This is a genomic window from Vibrio sp. 9-16B-A1 (assembly GCF_056726165.1).
In genome coordinates this window covers 158,945-174,870 of the sequence record NZ_JBSDZD010000001.1, presented here as the reverse complement: position 1 = coordinate 174,870, position 15,926 = coordinate 158,945, and the positions used below count along the sequence as shown (strand labels likewise).

The window sequence follows — 15,926 nt, the reverse complement described above, 5'->3', positions numbered from 1 at the left end:
TAAAGATTCGATAATTAAAGCCGATATAAGACGAAAGGATTACGTTTAGCGGTCTTAATATGAAAAGAATTTCCTTAGCGACAACCATCGCTCTCACTTTAACTGCCACCGGCGTGTCGGCAGCAAACTACTCGGTCGATGGCCGCGGCGACGCCATGGGTGGTGTTGGTGTGGTTTCGGCTGACTTTCTTACTGCCCCTTTCTATAACCCTGCGCTGGCAGCGCTCTACCGACGTAAAGATAACTCTGGCATGCTTATACCTGCATTGGGGCTGAGCTATAACGATCAGGGAGATCTGTTTAATACTATTACATCCATCCCGGATATCAGCACTGAAGCAGAAGCAACAGAGGCTCTTGCCAAGCTTGACGATGGAGATCTGACCTTTGATTTCGGTGGTGCTATTGCGTTTGCAATCCCAAACTCTTATCTGTCGATGAACGTCTACGCCAAAGCGTATACCGAATCGTTCGTTAGCCCAATTAAAGGTTCTAACGGAGCCAATGACCTGGAAGATTTGCAGCGTACAGAGATCAGTCTGTTTTCTGTTGGGGTTACCGAGATCGGTATGACGTTTGCCAAGTATTATACATTGCTCGGTCAGCACACCTCGTTCGGTATCACTCCAAAGATCCAGCGGGTTTATACCCTGATGGATATCATGTCACCAGACGATTTTGGTTTTAGTTCACTGACTGACTCCGCAGCCGGTGAAACCGCATTTAATATGGATGCGGGGGCAGTATGGTTTTATGGCCCTTACCGGATTGGTTTTTCTGCGATGAACATTTTCTCGCGTGACATTGAAACCAACACTGCGGTATCCAATGCCAGTGGTACACCGGCTAACATCAGTTATGTTTACCAACTCCAGCCTAACTACACCGTTGGTGTGGGTCTGGTAGGGGATTACTACTCCTTCAGCGTTGATTACGATCTGGTGAAGCGGGAGAAGTTTAAAGGTGTGGATGATGATGCACAAATGCTGCGTGCTGGTCTTGAACTGGATCTGATGCGTCAAATTCAGTTCCGTGCAGGTTACTACACCAACCTTGCTAAAGAGAACAACGAGGGCACCATGACTGCGGGTATTGGTCTTTCACCTCTCGGTATCATCACTATGGACATCGGTGCGAGTTACACTAACTCTAAATCGATGGGCGTGTATGTAAACTTCCTTGGCAGTTACTGATTAATCGGTTATTCTCGGCCTCCAACTTATGGAGGCCGAAATGTTTCAAGACTTACCGACACTATCTCACGAAGAACAACAAAAAGCAGTCGAGCAAATTCAGGAACTGATGCAGCAGGGTATCAGTACGGCTGAAGCCATCAAAATCGTTGCTGAGCAAATCCGAAAAGAAATCGCAGAGCAACAGGTGTAATTCCGTTTTCCATTCAGTGTACTTCTCTTCACACTAGTTATAGTGATGACTCGTTTTCAGGCTGCACTGTTCCGCAAGACGGTCAAGGGCAGGGGATAAGCCCCTGCTTGTAAAAAAGCACCCTGGCGCACTATAACTAAGCTTTTGCTTAATCTCTGTTCTTTCCCTTCTTTCAAACGTCATCTCCAGTTAACCCCTTTAATCCATCTTCTCTGGTTAATTAACAGGCTCCGGAACTGTAATACGTGTGTGACAGGGGAGGTTTGTGACGCAGTGAGCTAATAAGTAAAGTGAGCACTTAATGAGTAGATGATATGACTGCATTGATATAAAAATTCCCGTTATTACAATGGGATATGGTTTTGGTGAGGAATGCCCAGGGTGTGGGGGTTTTAATTACCAGGGCGCATTCAGGGCGATATTTCTCTGGTGGTTTTCTTTTAAACTGCCGCTATCAACAACTTATCCACAAATGGTAAGTTTATTACAGTTGCGGTGTAAGTGCTTGCAGGGCTGAGATCGCTGGGAGTTGCTGGGTCGTCGGTTAGTGATGCGTGTTACGTCGTAACATATGAAAGGAAGCCTGGCACAGAGCGGCCAGGCTTGCGTATCAAGCGGACTAAGCTGGCACTTTCGAAACAGGGGAAGAAAATGCCCGGTCAGTCCGATACTAATATTGAATGTCACTTCACTGGTCAGGTGCACGTTCGCATTAGCACTTAAACAGTTAAGCACGTCTATAGTAATCGTTTGGGCAGAACATTCAGTTTATAAATTGTCGTAATAATGTAATCACGGGATGACAAACCAGTTTTGGTGGCAGACCGGTAGATTAGAGTGACGGCGTAACATATTGCTCGTATTTGCGGTATGTATCTAAATATGTCGGGAAATCCTGTGATTGTTTCAGGAATAACTGCATTTTAACAAGCGGTAAGATTTGCTGAAATGTAACAAGAGCCGGTTATCGCTGGCTGAGAAAAAACAAAATGGTTTGCAACCGCAACCAACTACCGGGAGGTAGTATCAATAACGATATAGCGTGATGGTGATGATATGACTACATTTTCAAAAGCTTTGCTACCTTTACTACTTCTGGCACCTGGTTTCGCTTCTGCATCTTTCGGGCCTTTTCTGTGTGAAACCAGCTCAGCAACCGGCTACGCAGAGATGGACGGGACCGTCGCTCCGGTAACCGTTCAAAACGAAGATAAGTACCTGATCAAAAAGATGCCATGGCCAGTGAGCAAACAGGGCGACACCTATGTCAGCGTAACCCGAATCGGCGAGCAGCACTCCCGCTTCCGCTGTCTGGTCCATGACAACGACGATTTGATTTGCTCAGACGACCTGATGGGTGAGTTCAAAATGTCCCCGGATTCTATGCGTTTCATTTACGCCTACATGAACGGTTACGTTGAAAACGACATGCAGGTCAGCCAGCCATTCCTGGCGATAGGGACTTGTAAGCCGATTAAATAACCCCCGAAATGCCAGCTCATGTTGAGCTGGCATTTTGCCCGCACTTTATACCCGCTACATTTTCTATTCTATTACTTTCTTTTTACCTGTTTTCTTGTTAGGAATTGAAATATTTGGATTCGCCCCAAGATTGTATGTGAACCCTCGTTATAGGGAGGGTATGCAAACAACAAATAGAAGAGGCTATATCCAGTGTCACTTGAGAGTTTGAGAGAGTCTGCTTTTCGTGTTGGAAGTGTAAGACGTAGCCCACATAACAATCTGACATGGCTCGCAGCCATCTCTTTGGTAGGTATAGCGGTTATCTATTTTTCCAGGCACTTACCGGAAACATTTGAAGGAGGGGCGGAACTAATTGATAAACTGGATGATATTCTCCTTGGTTACATCGTATCGTACATATTCTACTATGTTAACTTTTACATGCCTGAACGACGAAAGTTTGAGTTCAACTGTCATTTTGTTGGGGAATGTTTGGCGAGGATAGCCTATAACAACCTGCAATTTCAGAGAGTGACGAACAACCCAGATGTAGACCACGTTTCGATTTTGGGGTTCCCCGGATATTGCTCAAAGCACTTTACACCTAATATAGACAAGGCCATGCTCAACTTAAAAGAGTATCCCCAGCATTGTGTTGACTTGGAAAAGCAAGTTTTGTACTGCACAAATAAAAGTATACCCAATATGGTAATGACGCTAAAACAAGTTATGAGCCTCATGATAATAGCGCGAAACAGTGAAAGCATGAAGTCGCTTAGAATTCCAAAGAGCCACAACTTAGATGATGTTTTTAAAGCGCAGCTTAACATGCTCGATTGTCCTGCGAATCATGAGGCAGTTAAAAGGATACGAGAGACAGCCATGCGTCGATATAGAGAGCTAAAAATTCAAACTAGCGAGCAAATGTTCAACCGGTGGCCTCAATATGATTATGAATGCTAGGCATTAAAAGCCAGCTTTAACAGTGGCTTGTGTGGGATTCTTGGCTCATTTACAATCCACCTCTCAGTGCGCATTATCTTTGATTAAGTTAAATCTGGTTGCATATCAACACATTGTAGAATCCCTCACTTTTGAGGGGTTTGTGAATGAGATACAGCCTGATGACTAAAAACTACATATTTCGTGAGCTTGAGTGTGGTTTGAGCATTGAAAAGACTGCGGAGCTTTGTTTTAAAAGTGTGAGGACGGTCAAGGATTGGGACAAAGGTAAACAGATCCCGCCGGAGTGTAAGCGACTTATGCGCTTATACAAGTACCGAAAAATCTCATACTCCCCGGAATGGCAAGGCTTCGAGATGATAGGTGACAAGCTTAAACTTCCGACTGGGAACCTCATAAGCCCGCAACAGCTTATTACGGGTATAGCTCTATTGGAAATTAACTCTGAACTAGAGCTTAAAACAACATGTAAACTACTTCGTTATGCTAGAGCGATAAGTAGAGTAAAACTCTGAAGCTAAGGCCACTATTGTGGCCTTATTACCTAAATAAATTCTATTCGGTATACATGTGTATAGCGGTACTCTGTTTCTACCCAAACGTTGGGACTCCAGTTGAAGTCATCAAGGATAAAATGTCTCATAATTCGTTCAACCTCAAGATTAGTGTTTATTTTGTTAATTGGTGATAACACTTGTTCATTTGCATCGACGTATGGATCGAAAGATGCAACTCTCACTTCAACGTCAGAGAATCTTTTCTTTTCATCTTTAAAATGCTCCTGAAATATGAAGGGAAGCTCATATAGCAATTGGGAAAACTCTTCAATCAACTCGTCAAAGAACGCAATATGCTGCTCAGTAAATAACAGGAAATTTACTAGCTTATTTGCTCCCATGCGCTCCTTAAAAAAACAAATGTCCAGATTGGCAACTGTTCCCGTCATATATCTCGGGTCTACCGTGGACATGAAATCACTTACCTCGAATGCCATTTTATTTCTAGTCTCATATATTGACATTGCTGCATTATATCTTTCGAATAAGTTTAATATATAGTTTGGGTTTTTAGGTGAGCGCGATTCCAGGATGCCGGTTTTAAGAAGGAAATATAGTTTCGTAGGATCGAACTCAATGACATCCGACGGGCTGCCGGATATATAAGGATACATAAGGCCTCTATCTAGGTTTTGCTTTCCCCTTAACTTGCTAGCATAAGTATATTTAATGGTGGCTAAGTTAGAAAAACATTTTGATACTAGTATGATGCTTTTATTAGCCTCATCAATGTCGGCAATGATTTTTTTCTTGTCATCATCATCTTTTTGCTTTTTTATAGAGTAACGATATGCCAAGGTGGCGGAAATCAATACACCACAGAATGAACCAATCCATGACGGCATTTTCAAGATCATTTCACTAAAGACACAAAATGAGAAACTGTCAACTTTACAACTAGCGAATGCAGGGAGGTATGTTACTGACAAGCCTAACAGCAGCAAGGAGGATATGACAAAAATTATATATTTCATTCTAATCTCTTATATTTCCGGCTAATAATTAACCCTGATGAATATCACACCATATAGCTTGGGATGAGTCTTAACTGAGTATATATCAGGCTTGATCTTTTTACTATTTACAATTCGCACTACATCAGACAGTAATTTTTCATTGGATTCAGAAACAAATATTCGCTCAATGGAAGATGGGCAGTAATTATTGGCTTTATGTTGGGAGCTTATTATTCTCAACTCATTTTCATAATCCCAACTGTCATTTTTTGTACAAAATGCGTCAAGAATTTTGTTAGATGCGCGATCTGAGTTGTTTATTATGTCATCTAATATCGTTGACGAATTAATAACAGGTAGCTCACCATTTTCATATGTGATTGATTTCGCTCTCAAGCTGACATTGTTTAGTTCAGCTATACTGTCAAATAGTTTTTTGAAGTCATATTCAATGCAGAGCCCTCGCATTCCATTAGCGTAGTGACCCCACATCATCATACTTGTTAATGGCCAAGGAAACTTGTCTTCCTGCTTACCTACAGCCGCCGTGCAAAGTGATAATATAAATCTATTTTCACGATGAGCCTTTAGGAATTTATTAAATTGCTGTCGTGTTTTTTCATCAACAAAATTACAGAACCAACTTGAACCATTTTTTTTGAAGAGGGCCTCTACTTCTTTTCTCGCATCAGAAATGTCCTTATGATCCTGTTTATAAATATTGGTTAGCGCCACTTTTCTCTGTGAAATATCAACACCAGACTCTTCAAAGTGAAGCAGGCCCTCATATGGATCATTTAACTCCGATACGCTTGAAAAATATACTTGATCGTTATTGAGACTTTCAAGGTGATAGTCTTGACCAGACATAAATTTATAAACTGATTTCATATTGACTCTTTCTTAACTTGATACAATTGGAACGCTGGTGCTTATATTGCACTTTATATTGGTTACGCTCTCAATTTCTTTCACTACATCGTCCCAATTATAAGTTCTCTGGCTTCTAAATCTAATTAAAGGGTGCTGGCCTAACAATGAGTTGTTAACATAGTCATCTCGTTGCTTCCTCTTTTTTCGAAGATGACTTGAGTCGTCTAGCTCAATAACCGCAAGTACCTTAGTGCATTTATCCGTAATCACAAAGTCCATCCTTTTAGCCCAAGTTTTGGAGTTGTCACGAAAATCTATAGGTGTAATTAGTGCCATTAGAGAGACTTGACTATGTACTACGTAATCAGATGGCAGAATATCCAACAAAATTTTGTAAAAACGCTGTTCGTTATGTGTAGCTAGATGTGAACGTCTCTCATGTGGTACAACATTTCGCTTTGATAGTTCATTCACATCAGGTATGGGAACATCAGTTCTAGGAGTAATATCAGGTTGCCTTTGCCTAATCGGTTTGGGCTGAACTCTCTTCTTTCGGCGTGAGGTGGTTTTATTTTTGGGCCGCGCAACAAGCTTCAGATAGATGTATCCAAGCGCTACCAGCGCTATTAGTATTTTTATCATAGTCAACAGTAGTGAGTAACCTAAGTTGCATATGGTAGATAAATGTTGAACTGAAAAATGTGAGATAAACAAAAAGTTGAGAAATCACTGACGCGCGGGATCGATCTCGGAGAGTGACTTGGCGGTTTTTCCGCTTGTCTGCTCAGCACTTGCTCTACAAGCTATCGCTTATAGCAGCAAGCACTCGAGCTTAGCTTAAGCCCTACAGTTTTTGATTTGTGTTCTGAGCAGTAAGCCTTCGGTGTTTTATCAGTTACAACAGGATGGGATATGCGTCGTAGTGGGGCTATTGAGGGTTGTCTCAGACTCAAAATACCTGGATAGTGAAATTGCGTATCCGGGGGGAACGCGAAACGGTGTGGAGCGCTTGCCTGTACCGGGCAAAGCCGTCACTTATGTGGCGGCTTTTGTCATCTGGGGCAGGGTTAAAGGACGGTAGTTTTGATTACTACTGATAGCTCTTTCTGTACTTCTTCCGTCTTATTCGAACTGAAGAACCACCCGAGCAGAGGGATGTCCATCAGAACCGGCACACCAGATACCGATTCCTTTTCTTCGGTCGAAATAAGCCCACCAAGTGAGATCGTCTGGCCATGGCCGACTTTAACGACCGTCGTCAGGGTGCGTTTGTTGGTGATAATGTCGGAGGCCACCGCCGACTTGCTCACTGAACTGGACTCCTGCTGGATTTCGAGTATTACTTCATCGTTCATGATATGCGGTGTCACCTGTAGCGACACGCCCACGTCCTTGCGCTCGATTTGCTGGATTTCTTTGCCGCCGTCAGTCACTTCCTTGGACACCAGAAACGGAACGTTCTGACCAACCGTGATATAGCCTTTTTCCCTGTCCATGATGAGCAGGTTTGGCCGGGACAGCAGGTGTGTTTTCTCGTTCTTGGCAACGGCTTTGATGAAAGCAGAGAAGTTACCGCCGTCAAATATCAGCAGGTTGTCTTTGCCTTTGTCGGCCGCCAGCGTATTGGTAACAAACCCGGCGTTCCCCAGCTCGAGCTTGAGATTGGTGCCGACTTCCTCTGAATCTCCAACTTCCGATTCTGTAATGACTGCCTCAATAAAGACCTGACGCTGAGGACGGTCGATACCATCAATGATGGCGTCTATCTTCGCGAGCTGTTCATCAGTGCCAGTAACAATAATAGCGTTAGTAGTAGGGAGAACTTGAACATCATGGTTTTTAATCTCCTGTCCTTTGAGGGACTGCGTTTGTGTGGCCTGAAGCATGGAAGCCATAAGCTGAGTGATTTTGGTATTGCGCACATGCCGGAGCCGATAGAGCTTTACCATTGCCGGCGCGACGGTGGTGATCTCTTCTGCGTTGAGTTCGACTGTATAGAACCCGTTGTGCTGACTCAGTTTATAGCCGTGAGATTTCAGAACCGAGTCAAAGAACGCGGCGTATTCAGCAGGCTTGAGGTCGACAGCGGAAAAGCTCACCGTTCCGGTGACGCCTTTACCAAGCACAATGGTTTGCCCGGTATGGCCGCCAAACCATGAGACGAAATCACCGATAGGGGTGTTATTGGATTCGAAGTTCAGCGGCTCATTGGCATAAGCGCCAAAAGCCAGCAGCAGAGAGAGCAAAAGGGTGCGGGTTAACTTTGTCATGTCGTTTCCTTAGCGTCACCAGTGACGGCTACTTAAAACGCTCAAGCGAGACAAAGCGACCGGTTCGGGTATCTCGCAGCGTGTTGATAATAAGGTCTGGGTTGTCGCAGCAGATTTTCGCCAGCATTTCGAATTCAGCGATGTGGCTGGACGGTATCCAGAGGGTTTTCTTTTCCAGCCCTTTGTCTCTCCGGCGCTGTTCGTAGCGCTGATTGCGGCTTGGTTTAGTGGCAGAAGATACTTTCACGGTCATCACCTTGAATGATGGTCACTTTGCAGCGGGATTGAATGGAGACAGTGAAGCCCATGTCACGCAGTTGGTTACTGGTCAGAGCCTCCCCGTTTTTGGTCAGGGTGAATGAGGCCGGAGCGCCCGGCGGATTGAACGTGCTTTCAATTTTGTAGCCATCCAGTAGTTCGGTCAGTTTGACCTGGCTATCGGGGGTAACGTCGATTTGCTGAACCTGCGCCGGGGCAGCTGGCTCAGGTTCGGATACCAAAGACACGATGCCAAAACAGGCGGCGACTCCAGCCATAAACATACTCAGGCGTGAATACTTACGGAGGTAGATTTTGGTGATACGCATAAGGTTTTTTCCTGTCAGGGGTACCCGGTAGCGGCCATGGGTGAAGTAGGGCGGCAGTACCGAGTAAAGGCCGTTCGGGTAGTCATTGCGGAACATCTGCTTGGTGTCGTAACTGCTGTAGAGGTCAGTGCCCCAGAGCATCCATTTATCTACGGTCAACGAATTAACGTTGTCGCCGTACTTCACTATGCCAACATGCAGTTTTGGCAGTGGCAGGGAGAACTGTCCCAGCGTCAGCACCCAAACCAGTGTTGACAGGAACGGGACTTTCATCCGGTCTAAGCGGCGGCAAAATACGGTGTGTTCGGCCAAGGCCAGACGCGCCTGTTTGTCGACAATGGAAATATCCTGAACGATAAAAATTACGTCCCAGCCGAGTTTTCGAATGTGGAGCAGGTGATCGATAAGTTTCTGGCGGCCTTTGTCATTCCATGTACGCGAGTTGAACCAGGTACCGCACTCATCGAGTACAATCAGGCCGTCTTTCTTCACGTCATAGGTTTTATTGGCCGAGCCGAGCGCCTGCAAATCTTCCACGACAGGCTTATCCGGCAGGCGGTAGAGGCGAGTGTTGCGCTTGTTTGCGCCCAGCATTTCCTTGAGGTTGATATCGAGGTTAGTCGCCACCGGCACACCACGCAGAAACGCCTCGCGGATTTTGCCGACAGCGGTCAGGGTTTTACCGGAACCGAGTTTGCCCGTAACGAAGTAAACCGAAGCCATTATGACGACACCTTTGTGATCACGTAGAACTGCCACGACCACACCCAGCGCAGGACACGCGCCGAGAAGATCGCACTCAAACACGGAATGGCATTTCCCGGAATAACCATTCCCCATGCCATGGCCGCTTCTGGCGGAGAAACTGCTTTGATGCCAGCGCCAAGGGCGTAAATAGCCGCCGCGACCGCGACCGTCAAACCAATCAGCATGGTGACAACCGTCAGGTTAATCGCCACGTTACGCGCCATACGAACGGCGAAGAACGACAGGATATTTGAGGCCAGCCCCGCCAGAAAGGCGGCAATGGCCGGGATGCGCAGTGCTCCGGCGATACCACTGAGCAGAGGAAGCAGAAATACAGGCATGGCGTTACCTCCGTGAGCCGTAAGGCACCGTGCCCGGCATTGGCGTTACGCCGTCGGTCAGAATGCCAAACAGGGTGTAAAGGGTGTAGACGTAAAGGACAAACGACAGAATCGCTTTCAGCTCAGTTGAGAACTTACAGCCCAGCGAAAACTTACCGAACTTGGTTTCCAGTGGTAAATCCTGACATTCGCCGGGTTCTGGCATCACACCGAGCAGATCGCTTTTGATGTTGTCGATGTAGCCCTGAGCCTCGTCGGTCATCGGTTTGGATGCAGCCGTTGTAGCCGCGCCCAGAATGGTGCTGTTAGCGGCGGAAAGCTGCTTACCTGCGCCGTCCATCATTTGGGTGTAGGCGGTATTGGCATAATCAGCCGTCAGGCCATGTTCACCCTCACACTGACGCGGGTCGGTTTCCGGATCGCACTGGTCGCCGCCAAGCTTGTCAGCAAGATTGTTTACCGCATCGGTTACTTTGTCCCCGGCAGCAGTAACACGACCGCCTACGTCGGTCATTTCGCGCAGCATAGCGGTGCCGTTTCCCTCCAGTGACGTTACCACGTCACCGTGAAACTGTTGCAGCATCGCCTTGTTATTGTTGTAAATATCGATGTCTTGCCTCATCTGGTCGACAATCGAATCATGGGTGTTTTGCTGTCGCTGATTAAGCAGATCAAGCTGACGGTTGGTCTCTGCAAAGTTGGCGTTGTTGTCCACATTCAGGCCGTGCAACATCTTATTAAGGTCACGGTTTTGGTTGGTGATAGCCGCGACCACATCTTCGTTCGTTCCATTTTCTGAAATCGAAGGTTCCTCGACGTTTGGCTCGCCGTCCACATCAATGGGATTGCCGCCGGGGTCGGTCACACCGCCACCGCTTGGTGGCGTGATGGGCTTGGTTGGATCGTCCGGGGTGATCTTCTCTTTGTAAGAGCCGCCTTTACAGCTGAACTTCATGTTAAGGTCATGCTTACAGATAGCGAATGAATCCAGCTCAGCGCCGGGGTCGGGCAGGCCGTCACCGTCTTTGTCTTTTGGGCAGAAATAGCCCTGCGTTTTATCGAAAGGATGAGGCTGACAACCAGTGTATGGTTTTTCAGGGATAGTGCCGCCCGGCGAAGTCTCTCCCGGACAGTTGTTCCCTGTGTAGTAGAGGTCAGCCTGACACTTGCCGGAGAACGCATCACAGCTGTAGTTCGTCAGGCCGATTTTGGTTTCGCATTGCTCAGTACAGAGTCCGGTCGGACGACCGCCTAAGCTGTAGTAATCCCACGTAAAGTTATGTGCAAACTCGCCGTTGAACGAGGAGCAATCCACTGGCGGTGTTTCACAAACACCGTCTGAATTGACCGTCTGACCTGATGGACAGGAACCAACAGCAACGCCATAAACCGGTGACGCTTTTATCCGGTGATCGCTCGCCTCCCAGCGAAGCCATGTACCCGTCCAGTAGGCTCTTGCGACCACATAGCCATTTGATGCCGTTTCACCAATCAGCCGTTTAGTCAGCACGTTAGAATCAAATACCGCACCTTCAGTGACGCCATATCTTTTGATCCATTCCTGACCCGGCTGGACCATCTTAACCCTGACCATTGCGGCAGACACACTAAAAGAACTCCCCAGCAGAGCCAGCGCCAGCAGGTAGAGAGTTTTGTTAGTGTTCATGATGGATATCCTTGTGTGAGTGGGAAAGGGTTAGGGGAGTTGGGCACCTTGAACACCCAACCGACATTGTCTTAGCTCGCTTTGTGGGCACCTTTGCGAACCAGTTTCAGGCCAACGAATGCCACGGTGATTGAGGTACCAAGTACCCACGCCCAGCCGGTCACTGAGTTAGCCAGTCCGCTGATGGAATCCATCGCAGCTTGTGCCTGAGGTGGCAGAGTGGTTTCCGCAGCTGCAAAGCCAGAAGTAGTCACCAGTGCGGTAGCGAGAAGTGCTTTCAGTTTCATGTTTTTCATAACATTTCCTTTTTAAATTACGCCGATGCGATTGCTTCGGCGGCTTTCTTAAATGCCAGGATTTTGAATCCGATAGACCAGCCAATGGCCAGCGCTCCGATAAAATTCCCGGCGATGAATGAGAGTTCGGCCATTAGCGTTGCCCTCCGATAAACCAACCGATACCGACCAGCGTCGCCATGAAACCGATAAATATCAGCATCCAGAGGCTATCGAGCTTTGCCATTAACTCCGCGAATTGGGCATCGGTCATGGTGCGTTACCCCTTAGCCGGGCCGAAGTCGGGCAGGCGGAAGAGGTTGTTGTTACTGCCAGACATCACCTGACCATCCGGGCGGGTGAAGCTGAACTCTTTTTGTTCAATCCAGAAATCAAGCTCTTGGTCGAGCAGCTTTTCAAACGCTTTGCCGTTGCCAGCCTCGCGCCACTGGTCCGGATTAACTTTCACTTTGATAACCTGGGAGGGCTTTTTCACCGACAGGAGGATTTCGCCGCGCACGACGATTTCCCCGGTCTCCCGGTTGTTGAAACTGGTTTGCTGGATGTCGTCCACATCCGAAATGCGACCTTTGATGATCATGATGTTTGTCCTTGTTTTATGGTTGGTAAGTCGTTAGCTCCGGGGTAGTAAATTAATGGCGACAGTTAGTGACACGAGTCCAAGGGCACCGTCGACCAGTCGGGACCGGGCTGCGCCCAGCCCCAACTGTCCGGCGGTGCCTCAGCTACGCTGTAGAGATCGTCACCATGCATTACTACGGGGTCGGTGCAGGCCATATCGAGCAGGAACGCGCATTCATCTTGCATACGCTGATATTCTTCCTGCTTCATGGCGTAGTATTCGAATTCTTCTTCGAGGGTATCGAACACCATGCGCGTACCCTGCATCATGGTGCGAATGCCGCGAATGAACTGTTTCTTGTTGGCAAACTTCCAGTCTTTGAACCGGGTTTTGATGACTTTGCCTTTGAACATGATCCCCTCGATGGCCGCCGCCATTTCATCGCCGTAGCGGGTAGTGCGGAGCAGGCCAGCCACGTCGATTTTCTTGGTGTAAGCGGTGGTGATGGTCTGGTCTTTACGGCGTACAAACACGCCACCCATTGCAATCACGAAGCGCTTAAAATCACCGTCATCAGCGGCGCGGCGGATGGTTTCGAGAACGAAATGCTCATCCTCGGAAAGTTGGTTTCCTAAAATCACAGCGTCGTCCTCTTTGAACTCTTCACGGAAGCGGCGCATTTCACGCCAGACAGTGACCGATGGGCCACCGTAGAACTGAAACTGGCGAATACCGTTGATACGGTTGTATGACACCACAGCGTTAGCGGCCTGTTTGCCGCTCTGACTGGTACCCCGGTCAGCGTCGATATGCTCACCGTCGATATTCTTGGAAAGGTACTTGGCGACGTAGCCAACCGCTGAACCTTTCTTGCGGTCGATGCTTTCCGCTTTGAAGCGGTATTTGCGCGCGCCTTTTTCGTTTGGGGTGTCGGCCATGGCGTGTTTTTGCAGCAACTCAGTGACGGTGTCACGGTGTTCTGGTGCCATGAAAAACAACATGTGGTTGTGTGGAGTGCCGTCGTGGTGTGGCTCCACAATGCGCAGGCCGTAGATTTTGATATCCAGTTTGTCTAAGTCTTTGCGGAACGCATTGGTGACACCCAGCAAATAGCGGTGCGCATCGAGGGCGCTTGGTTTGCCTGCTGCTTCCCATGCCGGGTTGATGTCATCACCAGAATAGACGTGAAAACGACTCGGTGTGGTCACTGTATAGAACATGGCATCATGACCAGATTCGAGAGAAATCTCATCGAATGCACGAAGACGCACGAACATTTCCGCGCGGCGAATCACCGGGTTTGAGGTCGATTTTGCGGCCAGCTCCTGAAGCGTGAACCACGTTTCCGGATCGTCATCGAGGTAGCAAACTGTGTTAATCAGGGCTTGCTCGGTGTCGGACTTACGCTCTTTCATCACGTTCACAGAGTGGCGTGAGCAATAGGCGTCTTGGTTTTTGTGTACCAGATACAGGTCACGGGCAACGCGCTCAACTTCGGAAAAGTATTTGCGGCGAAGCTGACGGCGCAGCCACTTATCGCAGCAAGCGCGGTTACACAGGGATTCAAGTTCGTCGTTGTTGTCTTTCTGCTTAACCAGCTCCGGACGGAAGCCTAGCCCCAGCGAAGCCAATAGGCTCTGAGCCTTTTCAAAACGCAGCTCGATATCGTCGATTTTGAGCAGGTGACGCGAGAACGCGCGCGCTTTGGCCTTGGCCAGCTCAATGATTTCCTCATCGTTACGGGCAAACCTAATGCCGTTACGCCGTAACCGTTCATCTGCTGACTGAATGGCCTGCAATGCCGTGTAGTAATCACGGCGCTCAAGAATATTGGTGAACGCGCGAAGCATGGACGGCGCAAAATCACCGTGACGTTTGCAGGCATCGAACACAGGCGCGCGCCAGTTGGTCAGGCGTACTTTGTGGCCTTGTTCGCGCGGCAGCTGCATATCTTCGAGCGTGAGGGTCAGCTCATCCCTGAGCTGAGACTGGACAGGATAGGGCGTGCGTGAAACGAAACGCTTCTCGCCGTCGAGCTGGTTGTCGTAACAGTCAGCAGTAAACGGGCGCATAGGGTCGGGCACAGGGATAAACTCCCGGTGATAGTATTCGCCCGTCGCTAAGTCGTGTACCAGTTCAACGGCCATGATTAGCACTCCGAAAATGGCTGAGCGTTAACGTCAACCACGACAAATTTTTTGCCTTTTTCGGCAAGTTTGTCAGTAACTTCGGTCAGCTTTTCATCGTGAACAAACAGATTTGCGCCAGCCAATGACCAGGCAGTTTGAACCGAACCGCCTTTACCAAACTTGTAGAACCAGCGCGGTGTTTTCGGTGTGCTGTAAACGATGATGCCTTTAGCGTTAAGTAAACCGCTCATAATTAACGCTCCAGCTCTTGCAGACGAAGTTGGTTGATGGATGCGATCAACTCATCACGCTGGCACTCAAGCAGAGTGATCTCTTTGGTCAGCTCTTTGCGCAGGAAACGATTTGCGAAGTGTGCCAGCAGGCTAGCGGCAACCCAGCCAGCGAAAGAGAACATGAAACAGTACAGGCCGATAAACTGGACCAGCTCGCTGAAAACTTGAGAGCCAATGAATTGATTGATTTCCATAACAACCACCTTGAACAGTTGGGATGACTACCAAGGGCGAGAGTTTCAAGGACAAACGCCCAAGGCAGTCAAATACGCAGATTTGCGTAAAGTAAATACACAAATCCGTGGATTGTAAATACGCATTTTTGTGAACGGATGAGCTACAATTTTAGGAATGTAACCGTAAGGAGGTTTCAAAAATGTACATAAACCAACTGCTAGACGCCTACAAAGCGTCTAAGAACTATGTACAAGACAAGCAAATTGCACATGATTTGAATATGAGTGTGCAAAAGTTGTCTGGAGTAAGAAAAGGAACTCGCTATCTAACTGAATCAGAAGCACTTTTCTTGGCTGACGAAATTGGCGCAGATACAGAAATGGTACTTGTGTACCTGGCTGCTGATAAAGCCAAGACGCACAAGGCACAAACAGCGTGGGCAAACATCGCAAAAAAGTATAAAGGGCTAGGAAGTTCAACAATAACAATGGCTTGTGGTGGTCTGGTGTTTGGCCTTTCTTATCTATCCCAGTGCGCATTATCTATCTTATGTTAAATCAGGTCTGCAGCTACGCAAGATCTGACTACTACCGGCCCCAATTGCTCCACCGCTTTTCTGCAAAAGCCAGAAAACAATGCTATTTAACCATAATGCGGAT

17 protein-coding genes are annotated in these 15,926 nt (G+C 47.5%); 4 read left to right on the top strand and 13 right to left on the bottom strand.

Annotation, left to right across the window (positions count from 1 at the left end; all coding sequences use genetic code 11):
• The first annotated feature begins 59 nt into the window (after nt 1-59).
• The 3 genes from ACVB80_RS00840 to ACVB80_RS00830 all read left to right on the top strand — a co-directional run bounded on the left by ACVB80_RS00840 (nt 60) and on the right by ACVB80_RS00830 (nt 2,868).
• Nucleotides 60-1,193, top strand: a complete 1,134-nt coding sequence (locus tag ACVB80_RS00840) for a conjugal transfer protein TraF (protein ID WP_481079361.1) — start codon at nt 60-62, stop codon at nt 1,191-1,193.
• Nucleotides 1,194-1,233: 40 nt separating this feature from the next.
• Nucleotides 1,234-1,386 (top strand): YoaH family protein, encoded by a 153-nt coding sequence (locus ACVB80_RS00835; RefSeq protein ID WP_481079360.1) that lies wholly within the window; start codon nt 1,234-1,236, stop codon nt 1,384-1,386.
• 1,056 nt (nt 1,387-2,442) lie between these two features.
• Nucleotides 2,443-2,868: a hypothetical protein gene (locus tag ACVB80_RS00830; RefSeq protein WP_481079359.1), complete on the top strand. Its 426-nt coding sequence runs from the start codon at nt 2,443-2,445 to the stop codon at nt 2,866-2,868.
• Nucleotides 2,869-4,357: 1,489 nt separating this feature from the next.
• Here ACVB80_RS00830 and ACVB80_RS00825 read toward each other — a convergent pair.
• The 13 genes from ACVB80_RS00825 to ACVB80_RS00765 form a co-directional block, all read right to left on the bottom strand.
• Nucleotides 4,358-5,215, bottom strand: coding sequence for a hypothetical protein (locus ACVB80_RS00825; protein WP_481079358.1), 858 nt, complete (start codon nt 5,213-5,215; stop codon nt 4,358-4,360).
• 150 nt (nt 5,216-5,365) lie between these two features.
• Complete coding sequence (locus ACVB80_RS00820; RefSeq protein ID WP_481079357.1) at nt 5,366-6,217, bottom strand: DUF2971 domain-containing protein; 852 nt, start codon at nt 6,215-6,217, stop codon at nt 5,366-5,368.
• Between the two features lie 12 nt (nt 6,218-6,229).
• Nucleotides 6,230-6,841 (bottom strand): DUF2726 domain-containing protein, encoded by a 612-nt coding sequence (locus ACVB80_RS00815; RefSeq protein ID WP_481079356.1) that lies wholly within the window; start codon nt 6,839-6,841, stop codon nt 6,230-6,232.
• A 425-nt stretch (nt 6,842-7,266) separates the two neighbouring features.
• On the bottom strand, nt 7,267-8,469 hold the full coding sequence (locus ACVB80_RS00810; RefSeq protein ID WP_481079355.1) for a secretin N-terminal domain-containing protein: 1,203 nt from the start codon (nt 8,467-8,469) through the stop codon (nt 7,267-7,269).
• 28 nt (nt 8,470-8,497) lie between these two features.
• Entirely contained in the window at nt 8,498-8,716 is a 219-nt protein-coding gene (locus ACVB80_RS00805; RefSeq protein ID WP_481079354.1) for a hypothetical protein, read from the bottom strand.
• Nucleotides 8,694-9,779 carry a zonular occludens toxin domain-containing protein gene (locus ACVB80_RS00800; RefSeq protein WP_481079353.1) on the bottom strand — a complete coding sequence of 362 codons (1,086 nt, stop codon included), beginning with the start codon at nt 9,777-9,779 and terminating at the stop codon, nt 8,694-8,696. Before ACVB80_RS00800 ends, ACVB80_RS00805 begins: the two co-directional genes overlap by 23 nt.
• Nucleotides 9,779-10,144, bottom strand: coding sequence for a DUF5455 family protein (locus ACVB80_RS00795; protein ID WP_481079352.1), 366 nt, complete (start codon nt 10,142-10,144; stop codon nt 9,779-9,781). Before ACVB80_RS00795 ends, ACVB80_RS00800 begins: the two co-directional genes overlap by 1 nt.
• 4 nt (nt 10,145-10,148) lie before the next feature.
• Nucleotides 10,149-11,810 carry a hypothetical protein gene (locus tag ACVB80_RS00790; RefSeq protein ID WP_481079351.1) on the bottom strand — a complete coding sequence of 554 codons (1,662 nt, stop codon included), beginning with the start codon at nt 11,808-11,810 and terminating at the stop codon, nt 10,149-10,151.
• A 71-nt stretch (nt 11,811-11,881) separates the two neighbouring features.
• Nucleotides 11,882-12,106: a major coat protein gene (locus tag ACVB80_RS00785; RefSeq protein ID WP_481079350.1), complete on the bottom strand. Its 225-nt coding sequence runs from the start codon at nt 12,104-12,106 to the stop codon at nt 11,882-11,884.
• A 259-nt stretch (nt 12,107-12,365) separates the two neighbouring features.
• The gene (locus ACVB80_RS00780; protein WP_481079349.1) at nt 12,366-12,686 is read right to left on the bottom strand and encodes a hypothetical protein; all 321 of its coding nucleotides are present in this window, start codon (nt 12,684-12,686) and stop codon (nt 12,366-12,368) included.
• A gap of 65 nt (nt 12,687-12,751) precedes the next feature.
• The gene (locus ACVB80_RS00775) at nt 12,752-14,815 is read right to left on the bottom strand and encodes a replication endonuclease (RefSeq protein ID WP_481079348.1); all 2,064 of its coding nucleotides are present in this window, start codon (nt 14,813-14,815) and stop codon (nt 12,752-12,754) included.
• A gap of 2 nt (nt 14,816-14,817) precedes the next feature.
• The gene (locus ACVB80_RS00770) at nt 14,818-15,048 is read right to left on the bottom strand and encodes a hypothetical protein (protein ID WP_481079347.1); all 231 of its coding nucleotides are present in this window, start codon (nt 15,046-15,048) and stop codon (nt 14,818-14,820) included.
• Between the two features lie 2 nt (nt 15,049-15,050).
• Nucleotides 15,051-15,284 (bottom strand): hypothetical protein, encoded by a 234-nt coding sequence (locus tag ACVB80_RS00765; protein ID WP_481079346.1) that lies wholly within the window; start codon nt 15,282-15,284, stop codon nt 15,051-15,053.
• Nucleotides 15,285-15,466: 182 nt separating this feature from the next.
• On the opposite strand from ACVB80_RS00765, the gene ACVB80_RS00760 reads away from it, so the two are divergent.
• Nucleotides 15,467-15,823: a DUF3693 domain-containing protein gene (locus ACVB80_RS00760; protein WP_481079345.1), complete on the top strand. Its 357-nt coding sequence runs from the start codon at nt 15,467-15,469 to the stop codon at nt 15,821-15,823.
• Nucleotides 15,824-15,926 lie beyond the last annotated feature (103 nt).

Coding starts and splice junctions, on each gene's coding strand:
- ACVB80_RS00770 (WP_481079347.1), bottom strand. CDS start 15,048: ATGAGCGGTTTACTTAACGCTAAAGGCATCATCGTTTACAGCACACCG.
- ACVB80_RS00835 (WP_481079360.1), top strand. CDS start 1,234: ATGTTTCAAGACTTACCGACACTATCTCACGAAGAACAACAAAAAGCA.
- ACVB80_RS00775 (WP_481079348.1), bottom strand. CDS start 14,815: ATGGCCGTTGAACTGGTACACGACTTAGCGACGGGCGAATACTATCAC.
- ACVB80_RS00840 (WP_481079361.1), top strand. CDS start 60: ATGAAAAGAATTTCCTTAGCGACAACCATCGCTCTCACTTTAACTGCC.
- ACVB80_RS00825 (WP_481079358.1), bottom strand. CDS start 5,215: ATGCCGTCATGGATTGGTTCATTCTGTGGTGTATTGATTTCCGCCACC.
- ACVB80_RS00790 (WP_481079351.1), bottom strand. CDS start 11,810: ATGAACACTAACAAAACTCTCTACCTGCTGGCGCTGGCTCTGCTGGGG.
- ACVB80_RS00765 (WP_481079346.1), bottom strand. CDS start 15,284: ATGGAAATCAATCAATTCATTGGCTCTCAAGTTTTCAGCGAGCTGGTC.
- ACVB80_RS00815 (WP_481079356.1), bottom strand. CDS start 6,841: ATGATAAAAATACTAATAGCGCTGGTAGCGCTTGGATACATCTATCTG.
- ACVB80_RS00785 (WP_481079350.1), bottom strand. CDS start 12,106: ATGAAAAACATGAAACTGAAAGCACTTCTCGCTACCGCACTGGTGACT.
- ACVB80_RS00810 (WP_481079355.1), bottom strand. CDS start 8,469: ATGACAAAGTTAACCCGCACCCTTTTGCTCTCTCTGCTGCTGGCTTTT.
- ACVB80_RS00795 (WP_481079352.1), bottom strand. CDS start 10,144: ATGCCTGTATTTCTGCTTCCTCTGCTCAGTGGTATCGCCGGAGCACTG.
- ACVB80_RS00780 (WP_481079349.1), bottom strand. CDS start 12,686: ATGATCATCAAAGGTCGCATTTCGGATGTGGACGACATCCAGCAAACC.
- ACVB80_RS00760 (WP_481079345.1), top strand. CDS start 15,467: ATGTACATAAACCAACTGCTAGACGCCTACAAAGCGTCTAAGAACTAT.
- ACVB80_RS00820 (WP_481079357.1), bottom strand. CDS start 6,217: ATGAAATCAGTTTATAAATTTATGTCTGGTCAAGACTATCACCTTGAA.
- ACVB80_RS00830 (WP_481079359.1), top strand. CDS start 2,443: ATGACTACATTTTCAAAAGCTTTGCTACCTTTACTACTTCTGGCACCT.
- ACVB80_RS00800 (WP_481079353.1), bottom strand. CDS start 9,779: ATGGCTTCGGTTTACTTCGTTACGGGCAAACTCGGTTCCGGTAAAACC.